We start from the raw sequence: 19,472 nt of genomic DNA, 5'->3' as shown, positions 1-19,472 counted from the left end.
TCTACATGAAAAGACGTTTGCAATACGGAACGACGGCGAAGGCGTTGCACTGGGTTGTCGTCGCACTGCTGGTCGTCCAATACTCCATCGGTTGGCTGATGCCGGACGTGCACGGCGGGCCTCCGGGCTCGCCAATGACCTGGCACGTTTCAATCGGCATGGTCGCCCTTGGGCTGATTGCCGCACGATTTGGGTGGCGGCTCACGCATCCGGTGGCGCCGGAAAGTTCGCTTCCGGCGTGGCAGCGGATTACGTCAGAGGGCGTGCACTGGCTTCTTCATCTGCTGGTGCTTCTGACCACGTTGAGCGGGTGGCTATTCGCTTCCGCGCGCGGTTGGACCGTTTCCTTGTTCTTCGTCGCGCCGCTGCCGATGCTGACTTCCGGTGACCGAGCGCTGGTAAAGGCGCTCAACGGCTGGCATCAGAATTTCATTTGGTTTTTGCTGGCTGTAGCCGGGCTGCATGTTGCCGCTGCGTTCGTGCACCTGTTCTATTATCGCGACGACGTCATGCGGCGTATTCTGCCTGGCGATCCTGTGCCATAATTTGTAGGTCAAGATCATTCTTTGGCAGCCAGCCAGCGGTTCGGCTTATGAATTGGCAAAAAAGTCTTGGTACTGGATTTGTATTCGTGGTGCTGAGTGCTGCGAGCCTCACGCGTCCGGCACAGGCTGTGGATGAAATCCAGGTCTATAACGCCGAGATCGCTGAGCTTGGACAATGGACAATCCAGCAGCATCTCAATTATGCCATCCGCGGACGCAAAGAGCCGGATTTTCCGGGTGGCCTCATTGCCAACCATACACTCAACGGTACGCCTGAATTCGCTTACGGCCTGACCGATTGGTGGGAGCTTGGCTTTTATGCACCCTTCGCCGTCAGCGACCACCAGTTCCTCTCCAACGGCGCAAAGATCCGCACGCTCTTCGTAACGCCGAATGCCGATAAACGGAATTTCTTTTATGGCGTGAACATCGAGTTCAGCTATCAGACGTCGCGCTTTGCAGAGACTCGCCACGCGTTCGAGATCAGACCGATCATTGGCGTGCGCAACAAGGAATGGGAATTCATCGTCAACCCGATCGTCGATATCGGCCTTGGTTCGCTTGGCGAAGCCGATTTCGCGCCGGCGGCGAGGCTTGCGCGCAATCTGGGCAACGATCGTTTTGTCGGTCTCGAATACTACTCAGACCTCGGCAAGATCGGCAATTTCCTGCCGCTTGCAGAGCAGTCGCACCAGCTGTTTGCGGTAACGGATTTCAAGCTCGGCGACCTGGACGTCAATCTCGGCATTGGTTACGGCCTGACGTCGGGATCGGACCGGCTCGTCACCAAGGCCATCATCGGCTACGCCTTTCCCGTTCCCGGCGGCAGCAAGGAAACAAACGGCGGCGGGCTGAAGCGGCTGCCGCCTGCGCGCTCTTTCGCGGCGTCGTTGGCACCCGCGGTGCCGGATGGCATCGCGGCAATGCGTTGAGAAGTTCGAAGCCGCGGTCCGAGCGGCCATTAACCGCATCGGGATACTCGGGCGCAAGCTTGATACAGATCAACGAGGATGCGTCCCGCATCCGTCTAATATGCGCCAAAGGTCATTCAAAAGGCGCATCCACAATGGTCATCCATCGGTGGCTCTATGTGATCCTGGCCCTGGCGCTGGTGCTGATTGCCCTGCTTTTCCTGCGCGTGCACGGTGCCGCGGCGGCTGCGATCCCAAAGGGCGATGTCGAGGCCGGACGGCTCAGCGCGCAAGCCGTTTGCAGCGAGTGTCACTCGGTCGAGCCGGAAACCGCAGGCACCGGCAAGTTCGCGCCGGACTTCACGGTGATCGCCGGACGGCGCTCGGCGCGATGGCTGCGCACTTTTCTGGACCGCCAACATGTCCGTATGCCGAATCTGGAATTCGACGGCAGCTTTAAGGACGATCTGGTGGCTTATGTCATGAGCTTGAGGCGCCGTCATTGAGCAGCGTCCGCGGGCTAACGCGCCGTAGCCCAGGCAAGCCAGACAGCGACAAAGGCGAGCACGACCGAAAGAATGCGGCGAACAGTTTGTTGACTTGAACCTCCCACAACCCAAGCCCCCACCCAGCCGGCTAGCAGCACAATCGCGCTGTGTATCGTCGTTGCGATGGCTACATAGAGGATGCCTAAAAAGGCCATCTGAGTAGGAATGGACGCCAAGCCAGCCTCCGGCGCAACAAAAGCCGGGAGCACCGAAACAAAGAAGAGAACAGATTTCGGATTGAATACGTTTGATAGAAATCCACGCAAAAACAATCGAGCGACAAGCGGGGTGAGGTCTGCCTGCTCCGAAGACAGTTCTGTTTCCCCTCGCCAACCCCGCCAAGAGAGATAGAGCAGATAGCCAACACCAATCCATCGCAGAAGGTCGTACAAAACCGGATATTGCTGAACAACTAACCCAGCTCCAAACGCGGCTACTATTGCATGCAGCGCAAGGCCCAAAGCGACACCACTCGTCGCGATTAGACCCGCTACTTGCCCCCGAGAGAGAGCAAGTGTGGCGAGGTAAGCCATGTTCGGCCCTGGGGTGAGTTCGAGCAGCAAAACCGTCACGAGGTACGCACCAATATCCATTCAAATTCTCCAGCGTGACCGCGGCTTGCTGTTCCACAACGTCTCAACCATGCGAGTTAAGCTCGTACTCCTTGTCCAACGTGCGTCCGATGAGATGGATCAACGGAGAGGTCCGCCCTGAGTTGTTGCACCTTTGAGCAAGATCAAATCCGCACGCGCCACTGCTGCTAACGTCAGCTTCGCGTCAGTTTCGCGTCAGCTAAAATGTAGCAATTTGGCGTCCATTGCGATTAACCTCGCGGCGGCTGGCAGGGCAGCGCTGAGTCGCTCGCCACCTCGGGGCAGGCAGCTACTCGATGCGGATTTTGCTGGTCGAAGATCACAAGCGCCTGGCCAAGTCGATTATCGATGGGCTGGCAGGATTTGGCTTTGGGGTCGATGCATTCGCGGCGGCTGGGGATGGTCTCGCGGCAAAGAAACATGTCGCCTATGACGCCATCATTCTGGATCTAGGCCTGCCGGATCGGGATGGCATCGATCTGCTGAGCGAAATCCGCATCGCTGACAAAGTTACGCCTGTACTGATCCTTACAGCGCGGGATGGCGTCGATGAGCGCGTCGCGGGCCTCGATCGCGGCGCTGACGATTATGTCCTCAAGCCCTTTGCCATGAAGGAATTGGCGGCCCGGCTCCGAGCCCTGCTGCGCCGACCTGGCCGGGCGCTCGGCACGGTCTTGGAAGTCGGCAACCTTGCCTTTGACACTTCGGCACGCGAGGTCAAGGTCAACGGCAAAACCATCACGATATCTCAACGGGAGATCGTCGCGCTCGAACTGATGATGCGGCGCTCTGGCGGCGTGGTCTCCAAGGCAAGTCTCGAAGATGCACTTTACGGGCTGGCACGTGACGTCAATCCCAACGCCGTCGAAGCCGTGGTGTCGCGCCTGCGTAAAAGGTTGCAGCAAGCGGGTGCGGATTGCACGGTGCATGCGCTTCGCGGCATTGGCTACTTGTTGAAGGAGAAATAGGTGGCTCCCTCGATTTCGCGTCGCATCGTCATCAGCTTGGCAGTCACGACGGTACTGGCCGCAATATGCGAATATGGCTGGCTCTATCTTAAAGCCCGATCAACAGCGGCCTCACTGCGAGAACGGACCCTGCTGGAGCAGGCCAAGGACATCTCAGCCTTCCTCGTCATTGATAGCAACGGCAATCCAGACCTTACCCTGCCGGCACGTTTGGCCGAGGCCTACAACAACTCGGCCAGCACCTATCACTACACCGTCCGCGACGGGCGTGGGACGCTGATCTTCACCTCTGGGCCGAGCGTCAGTCCACTGCCGGTGTTCAAAGGTCACCCCCATGCGATGTATCACTACGATCCGGATGGGTCGGGGCCGCTCCAGACATTTGGCGCTGCCGTAAAGGCAACGGTCGGCGACCGCACCTTCATCACTCAGGTGGAGCAGACCACGGCTGAATCGCAATTTCTCAGCGCGTCAGTTATGGAGGAATTCCTCACCGATGGAGGCTGGCTTCAATTTCCCTTTCTCGCTGCTCTGCTCGGCGTAAGCGTTGTCGTGGTGAAACGGTCGCTGCGTCCGCTCATCAGGATCTCGTCGATTGCGGAAAGCATCGATCCCAAGAAGGTCGGCGTCCGATTGCCGACCGCGAATGTGCCCCAAGAGGTCAGTCCTCTCGTGAAGGCGATCAATTCGGCGCTTGAGCGGCTCGACAACGGGCTGATCCACCAGCGCGAATTCAACGCCAATGCGGCGCACCAGTTGCGAACGCCGCTGGCAGTCTTGACAGCGAATATCGATGCCATGCCCGATCAGCAGACGGCGTCAAAGCTCCGTCTGGATGTCGAACTGATGAGCCGTATTGTCTCGCAGCTTCTTCTGGTTGCGCGGCTCGATACCGATCTCGCGGCGGGCGATCAGACGGTCGAGTTGAACGGCTTGGCAACCGAGGTGGCGGCCAATCTCGCCCCCCTTGCGATTTCGTCCGGCAAGCATCTTGAGGTGATTCACAGCCCGGGTGACGTACTGGTTCGCGGAACCAACCACGCACTTTCGGCCGCTCTCAGCAATCTGATCGAGAACGCCATTTCGCACACCTCCACCGGCACAAAAGTTACCGTGCGGGTGACCGATGCGCCGGCAATCGAAGTGATCGATACGGGGCAAGGCATACCCGTGGAGGCGCGAGAGAAAATCTTCGAGAGGTTCTGGAAAGGTGATCGGCAAGGTCATGGCGCGGGTCTCGGGCTGGCGATCGTCAGCCGAATCATGACAGGTGCCGGCGGATCGATTTCGGTCGCCGACGCGCCCGGCGGCGGCGCTGCCTTCACGTTGGCATTTCGGACCGATTCATATTTCGAGCTGGCAACATCTAACGCTCGCTGAACCTGGATTTTCGTAGGATCGCCGTCAGCCTCACGTCAGCTATCCAAGGCGAAATATTAGGCTTTGGCTGTGAGACTCGCATTGTTGCATCGACTCGAAGGACAATGAGCATGAGTATATCTGCTGTGGGCTCGGCACCTGTCATGCCGATCTCAAGTGAACGGGCCGAAGGTGCTGGCCCGGATCATGACGGTGACTCAGATGACGCGGGCGTGAAGGCGCCGGTCCAAGCGGCTCCAGCACCAGGAACCGGCCAAATCGTCGATAAGACGGCTTAGTCGTCAGAAACCTTGAAAGCCCCGGCCTAGCGCCGGGGTTTTTAATTTGAGGGTCTCGCGCTCGCGACGGGCAACTCCTTCCGGAATTCTCGAACCGCGAAGAGCGGCCCAAAGCGGACAGGTTGCATGGAGGGTGCGAGTCCCTGTCATCCAGGTGCTTTCGCAGCTTAGGCAGCGGTGCGTGCTCAGTTTATTCTCAATCAATCTACAAACGTGCGGACTGCCTCGATCATCCAGGACAAAAAATTCTACTGGTGCTCGCTTTTTCGCTGCGACGTATTCGATGACGGCAACCTTGAATGCCAGAAGGCCTGAAAGATAGGGACCCGAAGTCCCACGATTGCTGCTTTCGACGAACCAAGCACCAGCGAATTTCCTGGAAAAGACGAACGATTCAGACATGACAACAGATCGGGCCTTCTATCGCGGGTGGACCAGGTGAAGGTCTGCGGCTTTGCCGCAATCAGTGGTCGTTTGAGATTGCACACGATCGTTGCGCTGCTCACGCCGGTCTGAAGCCCCTTCAACGATTGGCTGCCAGCTCACGTTGGATGGCATTGCGCCCTGAGCGTCAAAGAGGTTCCTTTCGTGCGCTGCAATCGCTGACGCAAGCTTCGGCACGAGCGCCCGCATCACACCGATGTTGCGGGCGATCAACTGCGAGTACAACGCAAGCGCCTCAAATCCTTGCAGCTCACATCCACCACGCTCAAGCTGCACCACATTGTTTTTTGGTGTTGTAGACACGATTGATCCTTCTGCAGGGCTGCGTTTCATGTTTTCGGGACGAGAGTGGGCTAAAATCAGAACTCTTCCCACTCGGCATCGGAATTCACGGCTTTTGCGAGTTTTCTCTGCATACGCCGAACCGGGCTTTGCTCGCCGCCCCGCTCCCGAGACACGGCCGGCGCACGGACGGGAGCGCCAGGCCGCGCGGCGAATCGATTTGGATGGGCAGGCGAGTCCTGCTCTTGCGTCTCGGTTTTGAAAGAGCCGGCTTGCCGGTCGATCGCGCGCGCCCGTTCCTCCAGGTTTTTGGCCGTGGCTGCGTTTTCCTCGACAAGCGCCGAGTTCTGCTGCGTGACCTCGTCCATCTGGCTGAGTGCCTTGTTGACCTGCTCGATGCCGCCGGCCTGTTCGGCACTTGCGTTTGCGATGTCAGCCACGATGGTCGCGACCTCGCGGATCGAGCTCACGATCTCGGCCAGCGACTCGCCCGCCCGATTCACCAGATGAACGCCGTCTTTGACCTTGCTGTTGGAGTTGGTAATGAGGTCCTTGATATCTTTCGCCGCCTGTGACGACCGCTGCGCAAGGCTGCGGACTTCGGAAGCGACCACGGCGAAACCGCGGCCGGCGTCGCCCGCACGTGCGGCCTCCACCGCGGCATTGAGCGCCAGCAGGTTGGTCTGGCGCGCGATCTCGTCGATGACGCCGATGATGTCGGCGATCTTGCGGGATGAGTCCTCGATCTGCGACATGGCCGTGACAGCCTGGGCGACGACCTCACCGCCGCGGCTCGCGACGTCCCGTGCCGCCGCCGCCGACGTGCTGGCCTGATGCGCGCTGTCGGCATTCTTCTTCACGGTCGCTGAGATTTGCTCCATCGATGCCGATGTCTGTTCGAGACTTGCAGCCTGCTCCTCGGTCCGTTGCGACAGGTCTGTCGTGGCCGTGGTGATCTCGCTAGAGGCATTGGCGATCTCGCGGGATGCTTCCTTGAACTCCGCAACGACCGACGTCATCGTGTCCAAAAGGCCGTTCACACCGGCGCATAGTGCAGCAATTTCGCCCGATTTTCCTTCGAGTGCTACGCGGTGGGTGAGATCGTTGTCGCCTGCTGCTTTGACGATGTCCTGTGTCTGCCGTACGGCAAGTAAAAGCATGCGATTGGCTTTGACCTGCTCGGTCACGTCGGTCGCGTATTTGACGACCATGAACGGCTTGCCGGCGGAATCGAGGATCGGATTGTAGCTGGCCTGGATCCAGATCTCGCGGCCGCCCTTGCCAATGCGCTTGTATTGCCCGGCATCGAATTCGCCACGGCCGAGCTTGTCCCAGAACGCCCGGTATTCTGTGCTTTCGCGATAGGCGGGCTCGACAAACATGCTGTGATGCTTGCCTTTAATCTCGTCAAGGCCGTAACCCAGCGCATTGAGGAAGTTGTCGTTGGCATTGCGGATTGTGCCATCGAGCGAGAACTCGATCACCGCTTGCGCGCGATTGATCGCATTGAGCATGCCTTGGTTCAGGCGCTGGCTTGTCACGTCCTGCCATTCGAGAATATGTCCGACGAGCTTCCCGTCGGGATCAAAGCAGCCATTGACGAGCAATTGGATCTTCAGTGGACCGACTGGAATCTCGGTTTTGAAAGGCAGACGTGTGGGATCGGCAAGCAAAGCCCGTTGGTGGTGGGGATTTTTATGAAAGGTATCGATGCATGTGCCGACGATGGCCTCGGGATTGAAGCTTGGCCAGAGCTTGCGAAAGTGCTCGGCGTTGGTACGCAGCAGGCTCCTGGTCGGTTCGTTCGCGTATCTAACCACGAACTCGCGATCGACCATCATCAAGGCCGCCGAGACCTTGTTGGGCACGTCGGCAAGCATGTTGCGAATGTCATCCGGCTGGGCTGATTTTGATGCGCGTGTCGAGGCCGCTTTAAGTTTAAGCCAGTTCATGGAGTCCTCTCCTCAGGCCCGCGATGGGCGCCTGGTGCATTGGCAATCGAAGCGAATTTTGCCGCGGCTTCGTGGGTACCGGATTGGCTAACGCAATTCTTCAACTGATGAACGAGCGGCGCGACAAGTATGACGCGCGGTTGCATTGACGAGCTCCGAAGCGACCGTTTGTCGTGAATTCATGCCCTGCCGTCGGGGATCGAATATCTATTCAACGGAAATTTTCTGTTAGACCTCTGAGCGCTCGCTCGCTCAGCGAACGCCGATTCGGTGCGCTTATTGAGCGATGAGTCGCATATTGAGTGGCGGCGAATGGGGGGAGACGTGGAAGCTGGCGCAGAGACTTATCTCGAAGCATTTCCGATATTCGAGACGAATGATCCCGAAGAAATGCGGAATGCCCTGCTGTATCGTTTTGGCGCTCGATCCTTCGACACCTCGAACCGTGCGGCGAGCTTTGCTGCCCGAGGCAATCACGCTCAGCTAAAACATATCGGCATCTCTTTTTGCTCGTATGATGCCGACGTAAAGATCGCGTTTCCGGAAACAACAGCTGTCAGGCAGCAGTTCTGCCTGCACGGTAGCGCGAAAACAAAACTCTATCGCAGCATTGGACAATTCGGCGCTGGCGGTTCTTTCATAATCCCCAGCAACGTCCAAACCGCTGTCGATTTCAGCGAGTCGTATCGTCAACTAGTTCTGCGTGTTGAGACAGAATTTCTTGACTCAAAACTCAAATCTCTGCTCGGCTTGGCGAAAACTAAGCCGCTCGATTTTCGAAATCCCAGCAAACCAGAGGATCCGAGATTTCGGGCGATGCTATATTCGGTTCTTGGACTTGCAACGCAGCTCAACGTCGCTGGCACACTGCTGCCCCCCTTGATTTTGGATGAGTTGCAGCAAAGCATCACGATGATGTTTCTCTTCTGCAACCATCACAATCTAAGCTACATGCTCGAAGCTGACGCACTGGGCGATACTTCACGGACCGTAAGGACAGTTGAGGACTTCATTGAAGAAAACTGGAAATCGGCAGTCACGATCGAGGCGCTTGCAAATCTTACCGGCGTAAGCGCGAGAAGCATTTTCAAAGAATTTAAGAAGACCCGGGGCTATACACCGATGGTATTCGTCAAAAAGGTGCGGCTGAAACACTCGCGCACCATGCTCTCGTTTCCTGATCTTAAAACCAGTGTCACCGGCGTAGCGCTTGCCTGTGGCTTCCTCAATCATGGGCATTTTTCCCGTGATTATCGGGAAACCTTTGGCGAACTGCCATCTGTAACGTTGGCTCGTGCGAAACGAGGTAGCTGATCGATGGGGCAGCTATGTTACCGAACCTCGCGCACCCAGTAGGCCAGTTGCGTAACAGTCTTGCCAAAGGCCTGATCGAGCGCGGCCGCTGCGTTAGCGGCTTCGAGCGAATCCGCCAGCGCGGTCGCGCCAAAGGTCCGCGCATTGAGCACGTGACCACCTTCGCCGACCAGCTTGGCGGCCAATTCCACCATGGCGACCGGCTTCTCCGTGGTCACCACCTCAAAGCTGCGGATCTCGATCAGCAATTGGCGCTCGGCAGAAGGGCTGTCTGCGGCCCGCGCCACCCCACCGGGCGACGTGGCATTTTCGACTGCCTGAACGATCCGCGCCTGAACGAGCTTAGGCAAGTTATCGACCCATTGGGCGCCGCCCTGAATCTGCGTGCGTGAGCCGGAAAGGCTACGCAACAGAAGCTTCTGCGTGTCGAGCACGAGGAGCGCGGTTGGCTCACCCACCGCGAGCTGGCCTGTGATTTCTTTATCGTAAGCTGGAAAGCTACGCGGTGCGGTCAGATCCAGGAACACAGCCGAGGACTTGGCGCTGTCGCCGCCCGTCATCCGTTCCAGGCCCGCGACAATACCATCGATCTTGTCCGAGTTCTTTGCCAACGCGCCGGTGAAGGTGTTCAGGTTGGCGATCGTGCCCCGCAACGACTCGGAGTTGTCGGCCAGAATCCCGTCGAGACGGCGAAGCGCGTCCCGCGCGGTTGCCGTCAGGTCCGATCCGGCCGCAGCTTCGGCAACCAGCAAGGGCGCTGAACCCCCGACGACCTGCAGACTCGGCGATTGCGGCGCACCGCCCTTGAGCGCGACGGAGGTGACACCCATCAGGCCTTGAAAATCGAGACTGACCTGAGTGTCTGCACGTACCGGTGTGGCACGGTCGACGGAAATCGTCGCCATGACCTGCTGCGGGGTCTTGGCATCCAGGCGAAGGTCTGTGACCTCGCCGACGCGAATACCATTGAACTGCACAGCCGCTCCAGGACGCAAACCCGGCACGGCCCCGCTGAATTTGATCTGATACGTGCTGCGCTCGCTGAGCCCACTGCCGTGATTGAGCCAATAGACGAAACCGAACACTCCGAGGATCGCGACCAAGGTGAACGCGCCCATCAGCCTGTATTTGGCGGTGGTTTCCATGATGTCTAACTCCGTTCCGGGCTGGGCTGCCCGCGCTTGAGCCCACGCGCACCGCGAAAATAGGCCTGCACCCAGGGATGTGGTGAAGCGAGTACCTCCGCCATCGGGCCGATGGTGACGATCTTGCCCGACGCTAGAGCGGCGACGCGGTTGCAGACCGTGAACAGGCTATCGAGATCATGCGTGACCATGAACACTGTGAGTCCTAAAGTCTGCTGCAGCGTCTTGATCAGCGAGTCGAACTCGCCCGCCGCGATCGGATCGAGCCCGGACGTCGGCTCATCGAGGAATACGATCTCGGGATCCAGCGCGAGCGCGCGAGCAAGCGCGACGCGCTTGGTCATGCCGCCCGACAGCTCGGATGGAAATTTGCCGGCATCGACCGCGCTCAGTCCAACCATTTTGAGCTTGGCGAGCGCCACCTCGTCCATGAGGCTTTGCGAGATGTCGAGATGCTCCCGCATCGGGAATTGCACATTCTGCAGAACCGTGAGCGAAGAGAACAGCGCGCCCTGCTGGAACAGAATGCCCCAACGACGGCCGATCGTATGGAGCTCATCGTCCAGCGACGCGTCGAAGTCGGTATTCAGCACGTCGATCTTGCCGCCGCGCTTCGGCAGAAGCCCGATGATGGTGCGCAGTAGCACCGACTTTCCGCCACCAGAGGCGCCGACCAATCCGATAATCTCGCCTCGATAGACATCGAGCGACAGATGATCGAGCACCGTCTGTGAGCCGAAACCGACCACCAGATCGCGAACACTGATCGCCAAGGGCCGGGACTGAATGTTCATCGCTACATTCCGATCGATGCAAAGAACACGGCAAACAGCCCGTCCAACACAATGACGAGGAAGATCGATTTCACGACCGACGTGGTGGTCTGTAAGCCGAGCGACTCGGCGCTGCCCTTGACTCGCAGGCCTTCGCTGCAGGCAACGATGCCGATTACCAGCGCCATGAACGGCGCTTTGATGATGCCAACCTTGAAATGCGTGACGGAGACGGCCTCCTGGAGTCTCGCGATGAAGATATCCGGACTCATGCCGCCATAAAGCCACGTGATCAGCCCGCCGCCGTAGAGCGCGGCGAGCGAGCCGAGAAAGGCCAGGATCGGCAGCGCGACAACCAGCGCCAGCACCCGCGGTACCATGAGCACCTCGACCGGATCGAGGCCCATGGTGCGCAGTGCGTCGATCTCCTCACGCATCTTCATGGAGCCGAGTTCGGCCGTGTAGGAACTCCCGGACCGGCCCGCAACCATGATGGCGATCAGCAGCACACCGATCTCGCGCAAGATCAGGATGCCGACGAGATCGACCACATAAACATCGGCGCCAAATTTGCGGAAATGGAAGATGCCCTGCTGCGCGATGATCGCTCCAATCAGGAAGCTGATCAGCAGCATGATCGGCATGGCCTGCCAGCCGACGCGGTCCAGGTGATGAACCGCAGAGGTCAGCCGGAACCGGCTGGGATGCAGGATGACGCGAAGGGTAGCGGCAGAGAGCGCGCCGAGCATTTCCGCGAAAACGATGAAATCGTTAGCCAATTGCGGAACGGCATGGCCGACGGCCTCCAGAGTTGCGAGCACAGGATTGGCCGGCTTGCGCGCGGCGGGCGGCTCGCTCGACGTCTCATGGACGGCATCGAACAATCCTTTGAAGCGCTGCGGCACGTTTGCCGTTCTGACAGTCGCCCCGGACGCTTTGCAACCGCGGCTCAGCCGCTCGATCAGCCAGGCGCCATAGGTGTCGAGCTCCTCAACGGCAGCCATATCTATCGTCAAGGCCCGTGATCCACGCATTTGATCGATTGCTCGACCAAGCAGCGCTTCGGCCGACTGCGCAGTCACGGCCGTCCAGACGCCGGTAGCATCCAGTCGTGCCTCGTCTCTGACCGTCGTGTGTTTCAAGCTGGGGGCGGAGCTCAAGGTCGCGATCCTATTGATGCGCTCACAATCATAGCTGCCGGTTGCTCAGTGGTTTTGATCTGACTCAACCCTGCAAGGCGAGGCCACGTCGGAGAAGTTGATATAAGTCAAAGGGATCGGGGTGCTCGCGGAGTATCGATGCAGCACGTGCCTCTGGAGGACAATGCCGATGCTCCGTCTCCTTCTTGTTGCGTCTCTTGCCCTGATACTGCCGCTGTCCTCATCGAGCGCCCGCGATCTCCGCAAAGCACCAAAGAGCCACGAGCGGACTGGCGAAAAATTTCTCAACGGCACCGACGCTGATCGAGATGCTGTGTTGAAAGACGTGATGAAGATGATCACAGAGCGCGGCTACCGCGAAGTCTCCGTGGTTCCATGGTTTGTGATGATGGCAAAGAATAGCCGGGGCCGCGAGGTCATGCTGTTGGTCGATCCGGTTGAGCTGCAGATCATCGAATTCGAACACGATGACGACGAAACGGCAGCGGTGTCAGAGACGCTCGTTCCCACGCTGCACGACTAAAAGCGACCGCCCTAAGGTCAGCAAGCCTGTTTGATTCAGGTCAAGGCAGCCGCAACCGTTCTGCGATGTCGTTTGTCCAACCCAAGGATTTCACCATGGAGAGCAAATCATGAAAGCCCGCGACGTGATGATGGCGCCGGTGATTACGACGAGCCCGCACGCATCGGTCAAGGATGTCGCCCAAACGCTGCTGAAACACCACATCAGCGCCCTACCAGTCACCGACGAGAAAGGGCGGTTGGTCGGAATCATCAGCGAGGGAGACCTTCTTCATAGGCATGAGAACGACACCGAACCACGTAGCCCATGGTGGCTGCTGGCGCTCACGGGTACCGACGCAATGGCCGCCGACTACATCAAGGGTCACGCCCGTAAGGTGACTGATGTCATGACGCGCGACGTTGTCACAGCCTCGCCGGAAACTCCGCTCTATGAAATCGCCTCGCTCCTGGAAAAACACGCCATCAAGCGGGTGCCAATCGTCGAAAACGGGCACTTGGTCGGCATCGTCAGTCGCTCGAATCTGATTCAGGCCGTCGCCGGTGCTGGCAAGCGTTTCGAGATGTCGCTCGCGGACGAGACGATCCGCAGCAAGCTGCTCGCGCATCTCAAGGCGCAACCCTGGGCCCACATCGGGCTGCTTAATGTCACCGTGAACGGCGGCGTCGTGGACCTATGGGGCGTCGCTCGCTCGGACACCGAACGAAAGGCCATCCGGGTGGCTGCTGAAGGGATCACCGGAGTGCGCGCCGTGAACGACAACATGCGTCCCTGGCCGATGCTTGCGGAGGGATAGACGCTCGTAGCGCTTGATCCATCTCAAATGCTTCTGCGTCGCCGTGGATATTTTGCATTTGTTTGGTCAGTGAACAGGAGGACGTCAAACATGACCGAAACAGCAACCAAGGTTCCGGTGAAGACCGAGAACAAAGGACCGCAGAACATCGCGCGCCAACCGTGGCATCCGCTGGAGAGCCTGCACCGTGAGGTCGACCGGCTGTTCAACGACTTCGGCAGCGGTTTCTGGCGATCGCCTTTCCGGCAGTTGTCGACCAATGTGGAGCCGCTGTGGCGTTCGGCTTTCACTGTCGCCGCACCGGCCGTCGACATCGCCGAAAAGGATGGCGCCTATGAGATTACGGCGGATCTGCCGGGCCTCGACGAAAAGAACGTCGAAGTTCAGGTCGCCAACGGCAACCTGACCATCAAGGGCGAAAAGAAGGAAGAAAAGGAAGAGAAGAACAAGGACTACTACCTCCAGGAGCGTCACTTCGGCTCCTTCGAAAGGACCTTCGCCATCCCGGAAGGCGTGGAGGCGGACAAGATCGAGGCCAGCTTCAAGAAGGGCGTTCTGACCATTGCTCTGCCGAAGAAGGTCGAGGCGCAGAAGCCGGCGAAGAAGGTTGAGATCAAGGCAGCGTGAGGAGCGCGGACAGGTAATTCAGTTCGTGGCCGAGCGGCAACGACAGCGATAGCCAAGCACACCTCAACCCCACCCCTGCCTTGCTTGGCGAAAGCCCCGGCATTTTTCCCGAATGCCGGGGCCTTTTTTGAGCCGCCGACAAGCGGTTCAGCGGCACACCTTTCATGGGCTTTGAGCCCCGCACATTGCCCTCGCTTGATATGCGTCAACGGGTGCACGAGCGCAGCGTGCAAAGAACATGGGCCGACAGGCCGCGACCTTCTGGTCAAAGCTGTGAAAAAGCCAGGGCCGAATGAAGACCAAAACCGCAGCGATTGCATCACTTGAGCCCGTGCCCAAGCGGGAGCCGGGCGCAAATCGATCCAGCGCGGCCGCCAGTGCCAAGCCGCAACCAGTTTCGACGAACCTCGGCGTCGAGCGAGATGCCTATTCCGTCACGGCGCTCTCTGACATCATCGACCGCTCGCTCCATGCTGCCGCCGCGCGCTTCACACTGGGCCTTTCGCCTGCGGCTCTGACCGAAGCATACCTCGATTGGGCGACGCACCTGACGTTCTCGCCGGGCAAGCAGCTCCAGCTGATCGACAAAGCCGCGCGAAAGGCGCTGCGCTTCAACAGCTATCTGCGATGCTGCGCAACGGAACGCGGATCGTCCGAGGCATGTATCCTTCCGCTGCCGCAGGATCGCCGCTTCGCAGGCCCCGATTGGCAGAGATGGCCCTACAACGCGCTGCATCAGGCGTTTCTGCTTCAGCAGCAGTGGTGGCACAACGCCACGACTGACATTCGCGGCGTCACGACGCAGCATGAGAACATTGTTTCATTCGTCGCGCGGCAGCTGCTCGATGTCATCTCTCCGTCGAATTGGCCGCTGACCAACCCTGAAGTCCTGCGATTCACGCGCGAGACGCGTGGCGCGAACCTCATTCGAGGCTTTCACAACTTCGTCGAGGACTGGGAGCGCGCCGTGAGCGGCAAGCGGCCCATTGGAGCCGAGCGGTTCGTCGTTGGACGTGATGTCGCGGCGACGCCGGGCAAGGTCGTCTACCGTAACCGGCTGATCGAGCTGATCCAGTACACACCGACCACTCCGCAGGTCCATCCAGAGCCCGTGCTGATCGTGCCGGCCTGGATCATGAAGTACTATATCCTCGATCTGTCGCCAAAGAACTCGCTGGTAAAGTACCTGGTCGATCAAGGGTTCACGGTCTTCATGATCTCCTGGCGAAATCCCGGTCCTGAAGACCGCGACCTCGGCATGGAGGATTACCGTACGTTGGGGCCCATGGCCGCGATGGATCACATCAGCTCCGTCATGCCGGAGCGCCAGATTCACGCGGTTGGCTATTGCCTGGGAGGAACGCTGCTGTCGATCACGGCCGCCGCCATGGGGCGCGACGGAGACGAGCGCCTCAAATCGATCACGCTGCTCGCCTCACAGACGGATTTCACGGAAGCCGGCGAGCTGATGTTGTTCATCAATGAAAGCCAGCTGTCCTTCCTCGAAGACATGATGTGGGAGCAAGGCTTTCTCGACGCCAAGCAGATGGCCGGCGCGTTCCAGATTCTTCGCTCGAACGACCTGATCTGGTCGAAGGTGATCCACGAATATCTCATGGGCGAACGCGCACCCATGACCGATCTGATGGCCTGGAACGCGGATGCGACGCGAATGCCCTACCGCATGCATTCGGAATACCTGCGGCGCTTGTTCTTCAACAATGATTTGGCTGAGGGTCGCTTCCGAGCCGGCGGTCAACCTGTTGTACTGACGGATATTCGCGCGCCTATCTTTGCAGTCGGTACCGTTTGGGATCATGTCGCGCCGTGGCGCTCGACCTACAAGATTCATCTTCAGACCGGCAACGGCATCACATATCTGCTCACCACCGGCGGCCACAATGCCGGCATCGTTTCGGTAATCGGGCGCACCGATCGCAGCTTTCAGGTGCTGAGCAGCAAACATGACGAGGCCTACATCGATCCTGACACCTATCTAATGCGCGCACCGCGCAAAGAGGGCTCGTGGTGGCCCCAGTGGGCGAGCTGGCTGCGAGAACACTCCGGCGCATCTGCGCTGCCACCTCCGCTGGGAGTTCCCGGACAAAACCAGGACAGCCTGCAGGACGCCCCCGGTGCATACGTTCTCCAGGACTGAGCAGACGAAAGCTGAGGCACACGCTCCCCATGGGGACGTGTTTTGGTGCCAGGCCCTGTGCGTTCTTTATGAACGGCTCAAGAGCAGCGAATCTGGATTGAGCGTAAGCGAGGCGGCCGGCCGTCTTGCCGAATTCGGCCTTAACACCGTTGCGGACGTTCCTCACAAGCGGCTGTTCTGGAAGATCGGCCGCAAGTTTGCCGAACCGCTCGTGGCTATCCTGCTTGTGGCCGCGGCGATATCGGCAGCGACCGGCGATGTCGCAAGCTTCGGCCTCATCTTCATTGTCATCACCATGTCGATCACGCTCGATGTGGTCCAGGAGCAGCGCGCCGAGATGGCGGCCGACGCCCTGAAGCGATCGGTCGCCATTCGGGCCGACGTTCGCCGCGACGGCAAGTTCATCCCGATCCCGGTCGACCAAGTGGTGCCCGGCGACGTCGTTGAGCTCCGCGCCGGTGACCTGGTCCCGGCAGACGGCATCGTCATCAGCAGCCGCAACGCCCATGCCAACGAAGCTCTCATGACCGGCGAGCCGTTCCCGACCGAGAAGCGCGCCGGCTCCTGCGACGCCATGGCGCCCGCGGATGCTTTCAATGCGCTTTTCGCGGGCACGTCATTGGTCAGCGGCGAGGCTATGATGCTCGTCGTTGCGACCGGGCGAGCGACGAGGTTTGGCGGCATTGCCGCGGCGCTCGCAGCCGATCAGACCACCAGCGCCTTCGTACGCGGCATTCATCGACTCGGTCTGCTGATCCTGCGCCTGACCGTATTCCTGGTGCTGTTCGTTCTGCTCGTGCATCTGGCTTTCGGGCGTCCGGTGCTCGAAACGTTCTTGTTTGCCGTCGCCCTCGCCGTCGGACTGACCCCGGAGCTGCTTCCGATGGTCATGACGGTGACATTATCGCGCGGTGCCATTCGTATGTCGAAGCGGTCAGTGATCGTGAAGCGGCTGGCGGCCATTCACGACTTCGGTGCCATGGATGTGCTGTGCACTGACAAGACCGGCACGCTGACCGAGGCGCGCATTTCCCTTGTTGAACACACGGGCACCGACGGCCGCGCCAGCGATCGAACGCTTACGCTCGCGATGGTCAACAGCAGCTTTAGCAGCGGAATTCGCAGCCCGCTGGATCAGGCAGTCGTCGAACATTGTAAAGACGGCCGCATCAAATCCTGGAAAAAACTGGACGAGGTTCCGTTCGACTTCGAGCGCCGATCTCTGACAGTGCTCGCTGAAAGCGGCAGCGAACGGATGTTGATCGTCAAGGGCGCGCCGGAGCGCATCCTTGCCTTGTCATCGATGATCGACCGTGGCGATGGCAGCAGCAAACCGCTCGATGAGCGGTGTCGGGCGGAGTTGACCCGGCAGCAGGAGCAGCAGGCCAGCCAGGGCTATCGCCTGCTCGGCGTGGCCTGGAAGCCGATCCCAACGGACCAACACGAGTTGCATGTCGAGGACGAGATCGACCTGGTGTTTGCCGGATACTGCGTTTTCGTCGATCCACCGAAGCAGAGCGCCGCGGATGCGATCAGACGGCTCGCCAACGCCGGCGTTCGGGTCAAGGTGGTGTCGGGCGACCACGAGGCGGTCGTTCGCCACGTCGTTGGCGAGCTTAAGATTCCGGCGAACGGGCTTTTGGCCGGAGCAGAAATCGCAGAATTGACTGACGCTGCGCTCGCGGCGCGGGTCGAGGACACGGATCTTTTTGCTCGCGTTTCACCCGATCAGAAAACCCGGATCATCCGCGCTCTGCAATTGCGTGGACACACCGTGGGCTTCCTGGGCGACGGCGTGAACGATGCGCCGGCCATCCGGGCCGCGGAGATTGGGATTTCGGTGGAAAGCGCGACCGATGTGGCGCGAAGCGCGGCAGACATCATCCTGCTCGATCAGGACCTTGGGGTCCTGGCGGACGGCGTCGAGGAAGGCCGGCGGACCTTTGCCAACATTCTCAAGTACGTTCGCATGGGCACCAGCTCCAACTTCGGTAACATGCTATCGGTGGCGTTGTCTTCGCTGGTGTTACCGTTCCTGCCGCTTCTGCCGCTGCAGATCCTGCTGAACAACTTCCTCTACGATCTGTCCGAAATCGGCATTCCCTTCGATCGCGTCGAGCAGCGCGAAATCGCCAAGCCTCAGGCTTGGGATATGGGCGGCATCTTGCGTTTTACGCTCGTCATGGGTGCGCTCTCGTCGATTTTCGATGCTGCCACCTTCGTGACCCTCATCGAGGTTTTTCACGCCTCGCCCGAGGAGTTCCGGACTGCATGGTTCGTCGAATCAACGGCCACGCAGATACTGGTGATTTTCATCATCAGGACCAGCGGCCCCTTGCTTTCCGGTGAGCCAAGCCGGGTGCTGACCGCGAGTTCGCTGGGGGCGCTCGCGGTCGCCATCGCGGTCGCGCTCACGCCTATTGGCGGGCTTTTCGGCTTTTCGGCCATGCCCGCGCCGTTGCTGACAGCCATTGTCGTCATTGCCGCGGTGTATCTGCTGGCCGCTGAAGCCGCGAAGAGCTTCGCGACGCGCTCCCCCTTCATCCGAACGGAAAGGATGCCGCCGTGAACCCAACCGCCACGATGTACCGCTTCTTGTCCTGCATAACGGCCGAGTACATGACCTCGAAGGTGCGGACAGTGGAGCGCAAGATCACGCTGCGCGAACTCGAAACGCTTTTTGAGAAGCATGACTTCAACGCCTTTCCGGTCGTCGAAGCCAGCCGGATTCTTGGTATTGTCACGAAATTCGATTTCATCCGCGCCTTTGCATTCACCACGCATCAGATGGTGCCACACTTCGACGACTTGATGAATCTCACGGTGGCGGATGTGATGACCGAAGCCCTGGTTCCGGTCGACCCCGAAACTCCGCTGCCGCGGGTTCTGCAACTGATGGTGAGCCTGAAGTCCCGCAGCTTCCCGGTTCTGGATTCTGCAAAACGGCTGGTCGGAATGATTTCCCGGGAAGACATCATGAGGGCTCTGCTGGAGACCACGAAAGACCGATAGACCAGCTGGGTCGTGGGAGTGAGAGCAGCTCTGATTTGATCTCAATCAAACATCGTTCCCTTC

19 protein-coding genes are annotated in these 19,472 nt (G+C 59.4%); 12 read left to right on the top strand and 7 right to left on the bottom strand.

Annotated elements, in window-relative coordinates:
• Positions 1-5 precede the first annotated feature (5 nt).
• Genes RHPLAN_RS00185 through RHPLAN_RS00175 form a run of 3 tightly spaced genes read left to right on the top strand, consistent with a single transcriptional unit; the run spans position 6 to position 1,962 of the window.
• Complete coding sequence (locus RHPLAN_RS00185) at positions 6-545, top strand: cytochrome b (RefSeq protein ID WP_068012832.1); 540 nt, start codon at positions 6-8, stop codon at positions 543-545.
• Positions 434-1,477 (top strand): hypothetical protein, encoded by a 1,044-nt coding sequence (locus tag RHPLAN_RS00180; protein ID WP_198164661.1) that lies wholly within the window; start codon positions 434-436, stop codon positions 1,475-1,477. Before RHPLAN_RS00185 ends, RHPLAN_RS00180 begins: the two co-directional genes overlap by 112 nt.
• 59 nt (positions 1,478-1,536) lie before the next feature.
• Positions 1,537-1,962, top strand: coding sequence for a c-type cytochrome (locus RHPLAN_RS00175; protein WP_157099971.1), 426 nt, complete (start codon positions 1,537-1,539; stop codon positions 1,960-1,962).
• Between the two features lie 14 nt (positions 1,963-1,976).
• Here RHPLAN_RS00175 and RHPLAN_RS00170 read toward each other — a convergent pair whose 3' ends face one another.
• On the bottom strand, positions 1,977-2,597 hold the full coding sequence (locus RHPLAN_RS00170; RefSeq protein WP_068012828.1) for a LysE family translocator: 621 nt from the start codon (positions 2,595-2,597) through the stop codon (positions 1,977-1,979).
• A 296-nt stretch (positions 2,598-2,893) separates the two neighbouring features.
• Here RHPLAN_RS00170 and RHPLAN_RS00165 point away from each other — a divergent pair, with 296 nt between their 5' ends.
• Both RHPLAN_RS00165 and RHPLAN_RS00160 read left to right on the top strand, forming a co-directional pair.
• A complete protein-coding gene (locus tag RHPLAN_RS00165) occupies positions 2,894-3,565 on the top strand; it encodes a response regulator transcription factor (RefSeq protein ID WP_068012826.1) in 672 nt (223 codons plus the stop codon).
• Entirely contained in the window at positions 3,566-4,945 is a 1,380-nt protein-coding gene (locus tag RHPLAN_RS00160) for a sensor histidine kinase (protein ID WP_157099970.1), read from the top strand.
• A 281-nt stretch (positions 4,946-5,226) separates the two neighbouring features.
• Here RHPLAN_RS00160 and RHPLAN_RS38905 read toward each other — a convergent pair whose 3' ends face one another.
• From RHPLAN_RS38905 to RHPLAN_RS00150, 3 genes are read right to left on the bottom strand one after another with little or no spacing between them, the layout of a single operon-like run.
• Positions 5,227-5,625 (bottom strand): hypothetical protein, encoded by a 399-nt coding sequence (locus RHPLAN_RS38905; RefSeq protein WP_157099969.1) that lies wholly within the window; start codon positions 5,623-5,625, stop codon positions 5,227-5,229.
• Between the two features lie 18 nt (positions 5,626-5,643).
• Complete coding sequence (locus tag RHPLAN_RS00155) at positions 5,644-5,970, bottom strand: hypothetical protein (protein WP_157099968.1); 327 nt, start codon at positions 5,968-5,970, stop codon at positions 5,644-5,646.
• A 56-nt stretch (positions 5,971-6,026) separates the two neighbouring features.
• On the bottom strand, positions 6,027-7,901 hold the full coding sequence (locus RHPLAN_RS00150; RefSeq protein WP_157099967.1) for a methyl-accepting chemotaxis protein: 1,875 nt from the start codon (positions 7,899-7,901) through the stop codon (positions 6,027-6,029).
• 324 nt (positions 7,902-8,225) lie between these two features.
• Here RHPLAN_RS00150 and RHPLAN_RS00145 point away from each other — a divergent pair, with 324 nt between their 5' ends.
• On the top strand, positions 8,226-9,215 hold the full coding sequence (locus tag RHPLAN_RS00145) for an AraC family transcriptional regulator (protein ID WP_198164660.1): 990 nt from the start codon (positions 8,226-8,228) through the stop codon (positions 9,213-9,215).
• Between the two features lie 17 nt (positions 9,216-9,232).
• Here the strand turns inward: RHPLAN_RS00145 and RHPLAN_RS00140 are convergent, their stop codons facing one another.
• Genes RHPLAN_RS00140 through RHPLAN_RS00130 form a run of 3 tightly spaced genes read right to left on the bottom strand, consistent with a single transcriptional unit; the run spans position 9,233 to position 12,293 of the window.
• Positions 9,233-10,360 carry an ABC-type transport auxiliary lipoprotein family protein gene (locus RHPLAN_RS00140; RefSeq protein ID WP_068012818.1) on the bottom strand — a complete coding sequence of 376 codons (1,128 nt, stop codon included), beginning with the start codon at positions 10,358-10,360 and terminating at the stop codon, positions 9,233-9,235.
• A 5-nt stretch (positions 10,361-10,365) separates the two neighbouring features.
• Entirely contained in the window at positions 10,366-11,154 is a 789-nt protein-coding gene (locus tag RHPLAN_RS00135; protein ID WP_068012816.1) for an ABC transporter ATP-binding protein, read from the bottom strand.
• A 2-nt stretch (positions 11,155-11,156) separates the two neighbouring features.
• Entirely contained in the window at positions 11,157-12,293 is a 1,137-nt protein-coding gene (locus RHPLAN_RS00130; RefSeq protein ID WP_068012814.1) for an ABC transporter permease, read from the bottom strand.
• A 163-nt stretch (positions 12,294-12,456) separates the two neighbouring features.
• Here RHPLAN_RS00130 and RHPLAN_RS00125 point away from each other — a divergent pair, with 163 nt between their 5' ends.
• The 6 genes from RHPLAN_RS00125 (at position 12,457) to RHPLAN_RS00100 (ending at position 19,409) form a co-directional block, all read left to right on the top strand.
• On the top strand, positions 12,457-12,816 hold the full coding sequence (locus RHPLAN_RS00125; protein WP_068012813.1) for a hypothetical protein: 360 nt from the start codon (positions 12,457-12,459) through the stop codon (positions 12,814-12,816).
• A gap of 109 nt (positions 12,817-12,925) precedes the next feature.
• A complete protein-coding gene (locus RHPLAN_RS00120; RefSeq protein ID WP_068012810.1) occupies positions 12,926-13,612 on the top strand; it encodes a CBS domain-containing protein in 687 nt (228 codons plus the stop codon).
• 90 nt (positions 13,613-13,702) lie between these two features.
• Positions 13,703-14,239: an Hsp20/alpha crystallin family protein gene (locus tag RHPLAN_RS00115; protein ID WP_068012807.1), complete on the top strand. Its 537-nt coding sequence runs from the start codon at positions 13,703-13,705 to the stop codon at positions 14,237-14,239.
• 292 nt (positions 14,240-14,531) lie between these two features.
• Positions 14,532-16,397: a PHA/PHB synthase family protein gene (locus tag RHPLAN_RS00110; RefSeq protein ID WP_084244065.1), complete on the top strand. Its 1,866-nt coding sequence runs from the start codon at positions 14,532-14,534 to the stop codon at positions 16,395-16,397.
• On the top strand, positions 16,375-18,966 hold the full coding sequence (gene mgtA, locus RHPLAN_RS00105; protein ID WP_198164659.1) for a magnesium-translocating P-type ATPase: 2,592 nt from the start codon (positions 16,375-16,377) through the stop codon (positions 18,964-18,966). The genes RHPLAN_RS00110 and mgtA overlap by 23 nt, the downstream gene beginning before the upstream one ends.
• Positions 18,963-19,409, top strand: a complete 447-nt coding sequence (locus tag RHPLAN_RS00100) for a CBS domain-containing protein (RefSeq protein ID WP_335341050.1) — start codon at positions 18,963-18,965, stop codon at positions 19,407-19,409. The genes mgtA and RHPLAN_RS00100 overlap by 4 nt, the downstream gene beginning before the upstream one ends.
• The last annotated feature ends 63 nt before the right edge of the window (positions 19,410-19,472 follow it).

Source organism: Rhodoplanes sp. Z2-YC6860, assembly GCF_001579845.1.
Taxonomy (GTDB): Bacteria; Pseudomonadota; Alphaproteobacteria; order Rhizobiales; family Xanthobacteraceae; genus Z2-YC6860.
Note: the sequence above shows the minus strand (reverse complement) of the source record. Positions and strands in the feature narration are given on the sequence as shown.

Coding starts and splice junctions, on each gene's coding strand:
- RHPLAN_RS00185 (WP_068012832.1), top strand. CDS start 6: ATGAAAAGACGTTTGCAATACGGAACGACGGCGAAGGCGTTGCACTGG.
- RHPLAN_RS00170 (WP_068012828.1), bottom strand. CDS start 2,597: ATGGATATTGGTGCGTACCTCGTGACGGTTTTGCTGCTCGAACTCACC.
- RHPLAN_RS00165 (WP_068012826.1), top strand. CDS start 2,894: ATGCGGATTTTGCTGGTCGAAGATCACAAGCGCCTGGCCAAGTCGATT.
- RHPLAN_RS38905 (WP_157099969.1), bottom strand. CDS start 5,625: ATGTCTGAATCGTTCGTCTTTTCCAGGAAATTCGCTGGTGCTTGGTTC.
- RHPLAN_RS00150 (WP_157099967.1), bottom strand. CDS start 7,901: ATGAACTGGCTTAAACTTAAAGCGGCCTCGACACGCGCATCAAAATCA.
- RHPLAN_RS00140 (WP_068012818.1), bottom strand. CDS start 10,360: ATGGAAACCACCGCCAAATACAGGCTGATGGGCGCGTTCACCTTGGTC.
- RHPLAN_RS00135 (WP_068012816.1), bottom strand. CDS start 11,154: ATGAACATTCAGTCCCGGCCCTTGGCGATCAGTGTTCGCGATCTGGTG.
- RHPLAN_RS00125 (WP_068012813.1), top strand. CDS start 12,457: ATGCCGATGCTCCGTCTCCTTCTTGTTGCGTCTCTTGCCCTGATACTG.
- RHPLAN_RS00120 (WP_068012810.1), top strand. CDS start 12,926: ATGAAAGCCCGCGACGTGATGATGGCGCCGGTGATTACGACGAGCCCG.
- RHPLAN_RS00115 (WP_068012807.1), top strand. CDS start 13,703: ATGACCGAAACAGCAACCAAGGTTCCGGTGAAGACCGAGAACAAAGGA.
- RHPLAN_RS00110 (WP_084244065.1), top strand. CDS start 14,532: ATGAAGACCAAAACCGCAGCGATTGCATCACTTGAGCCCGTGCCCAAG.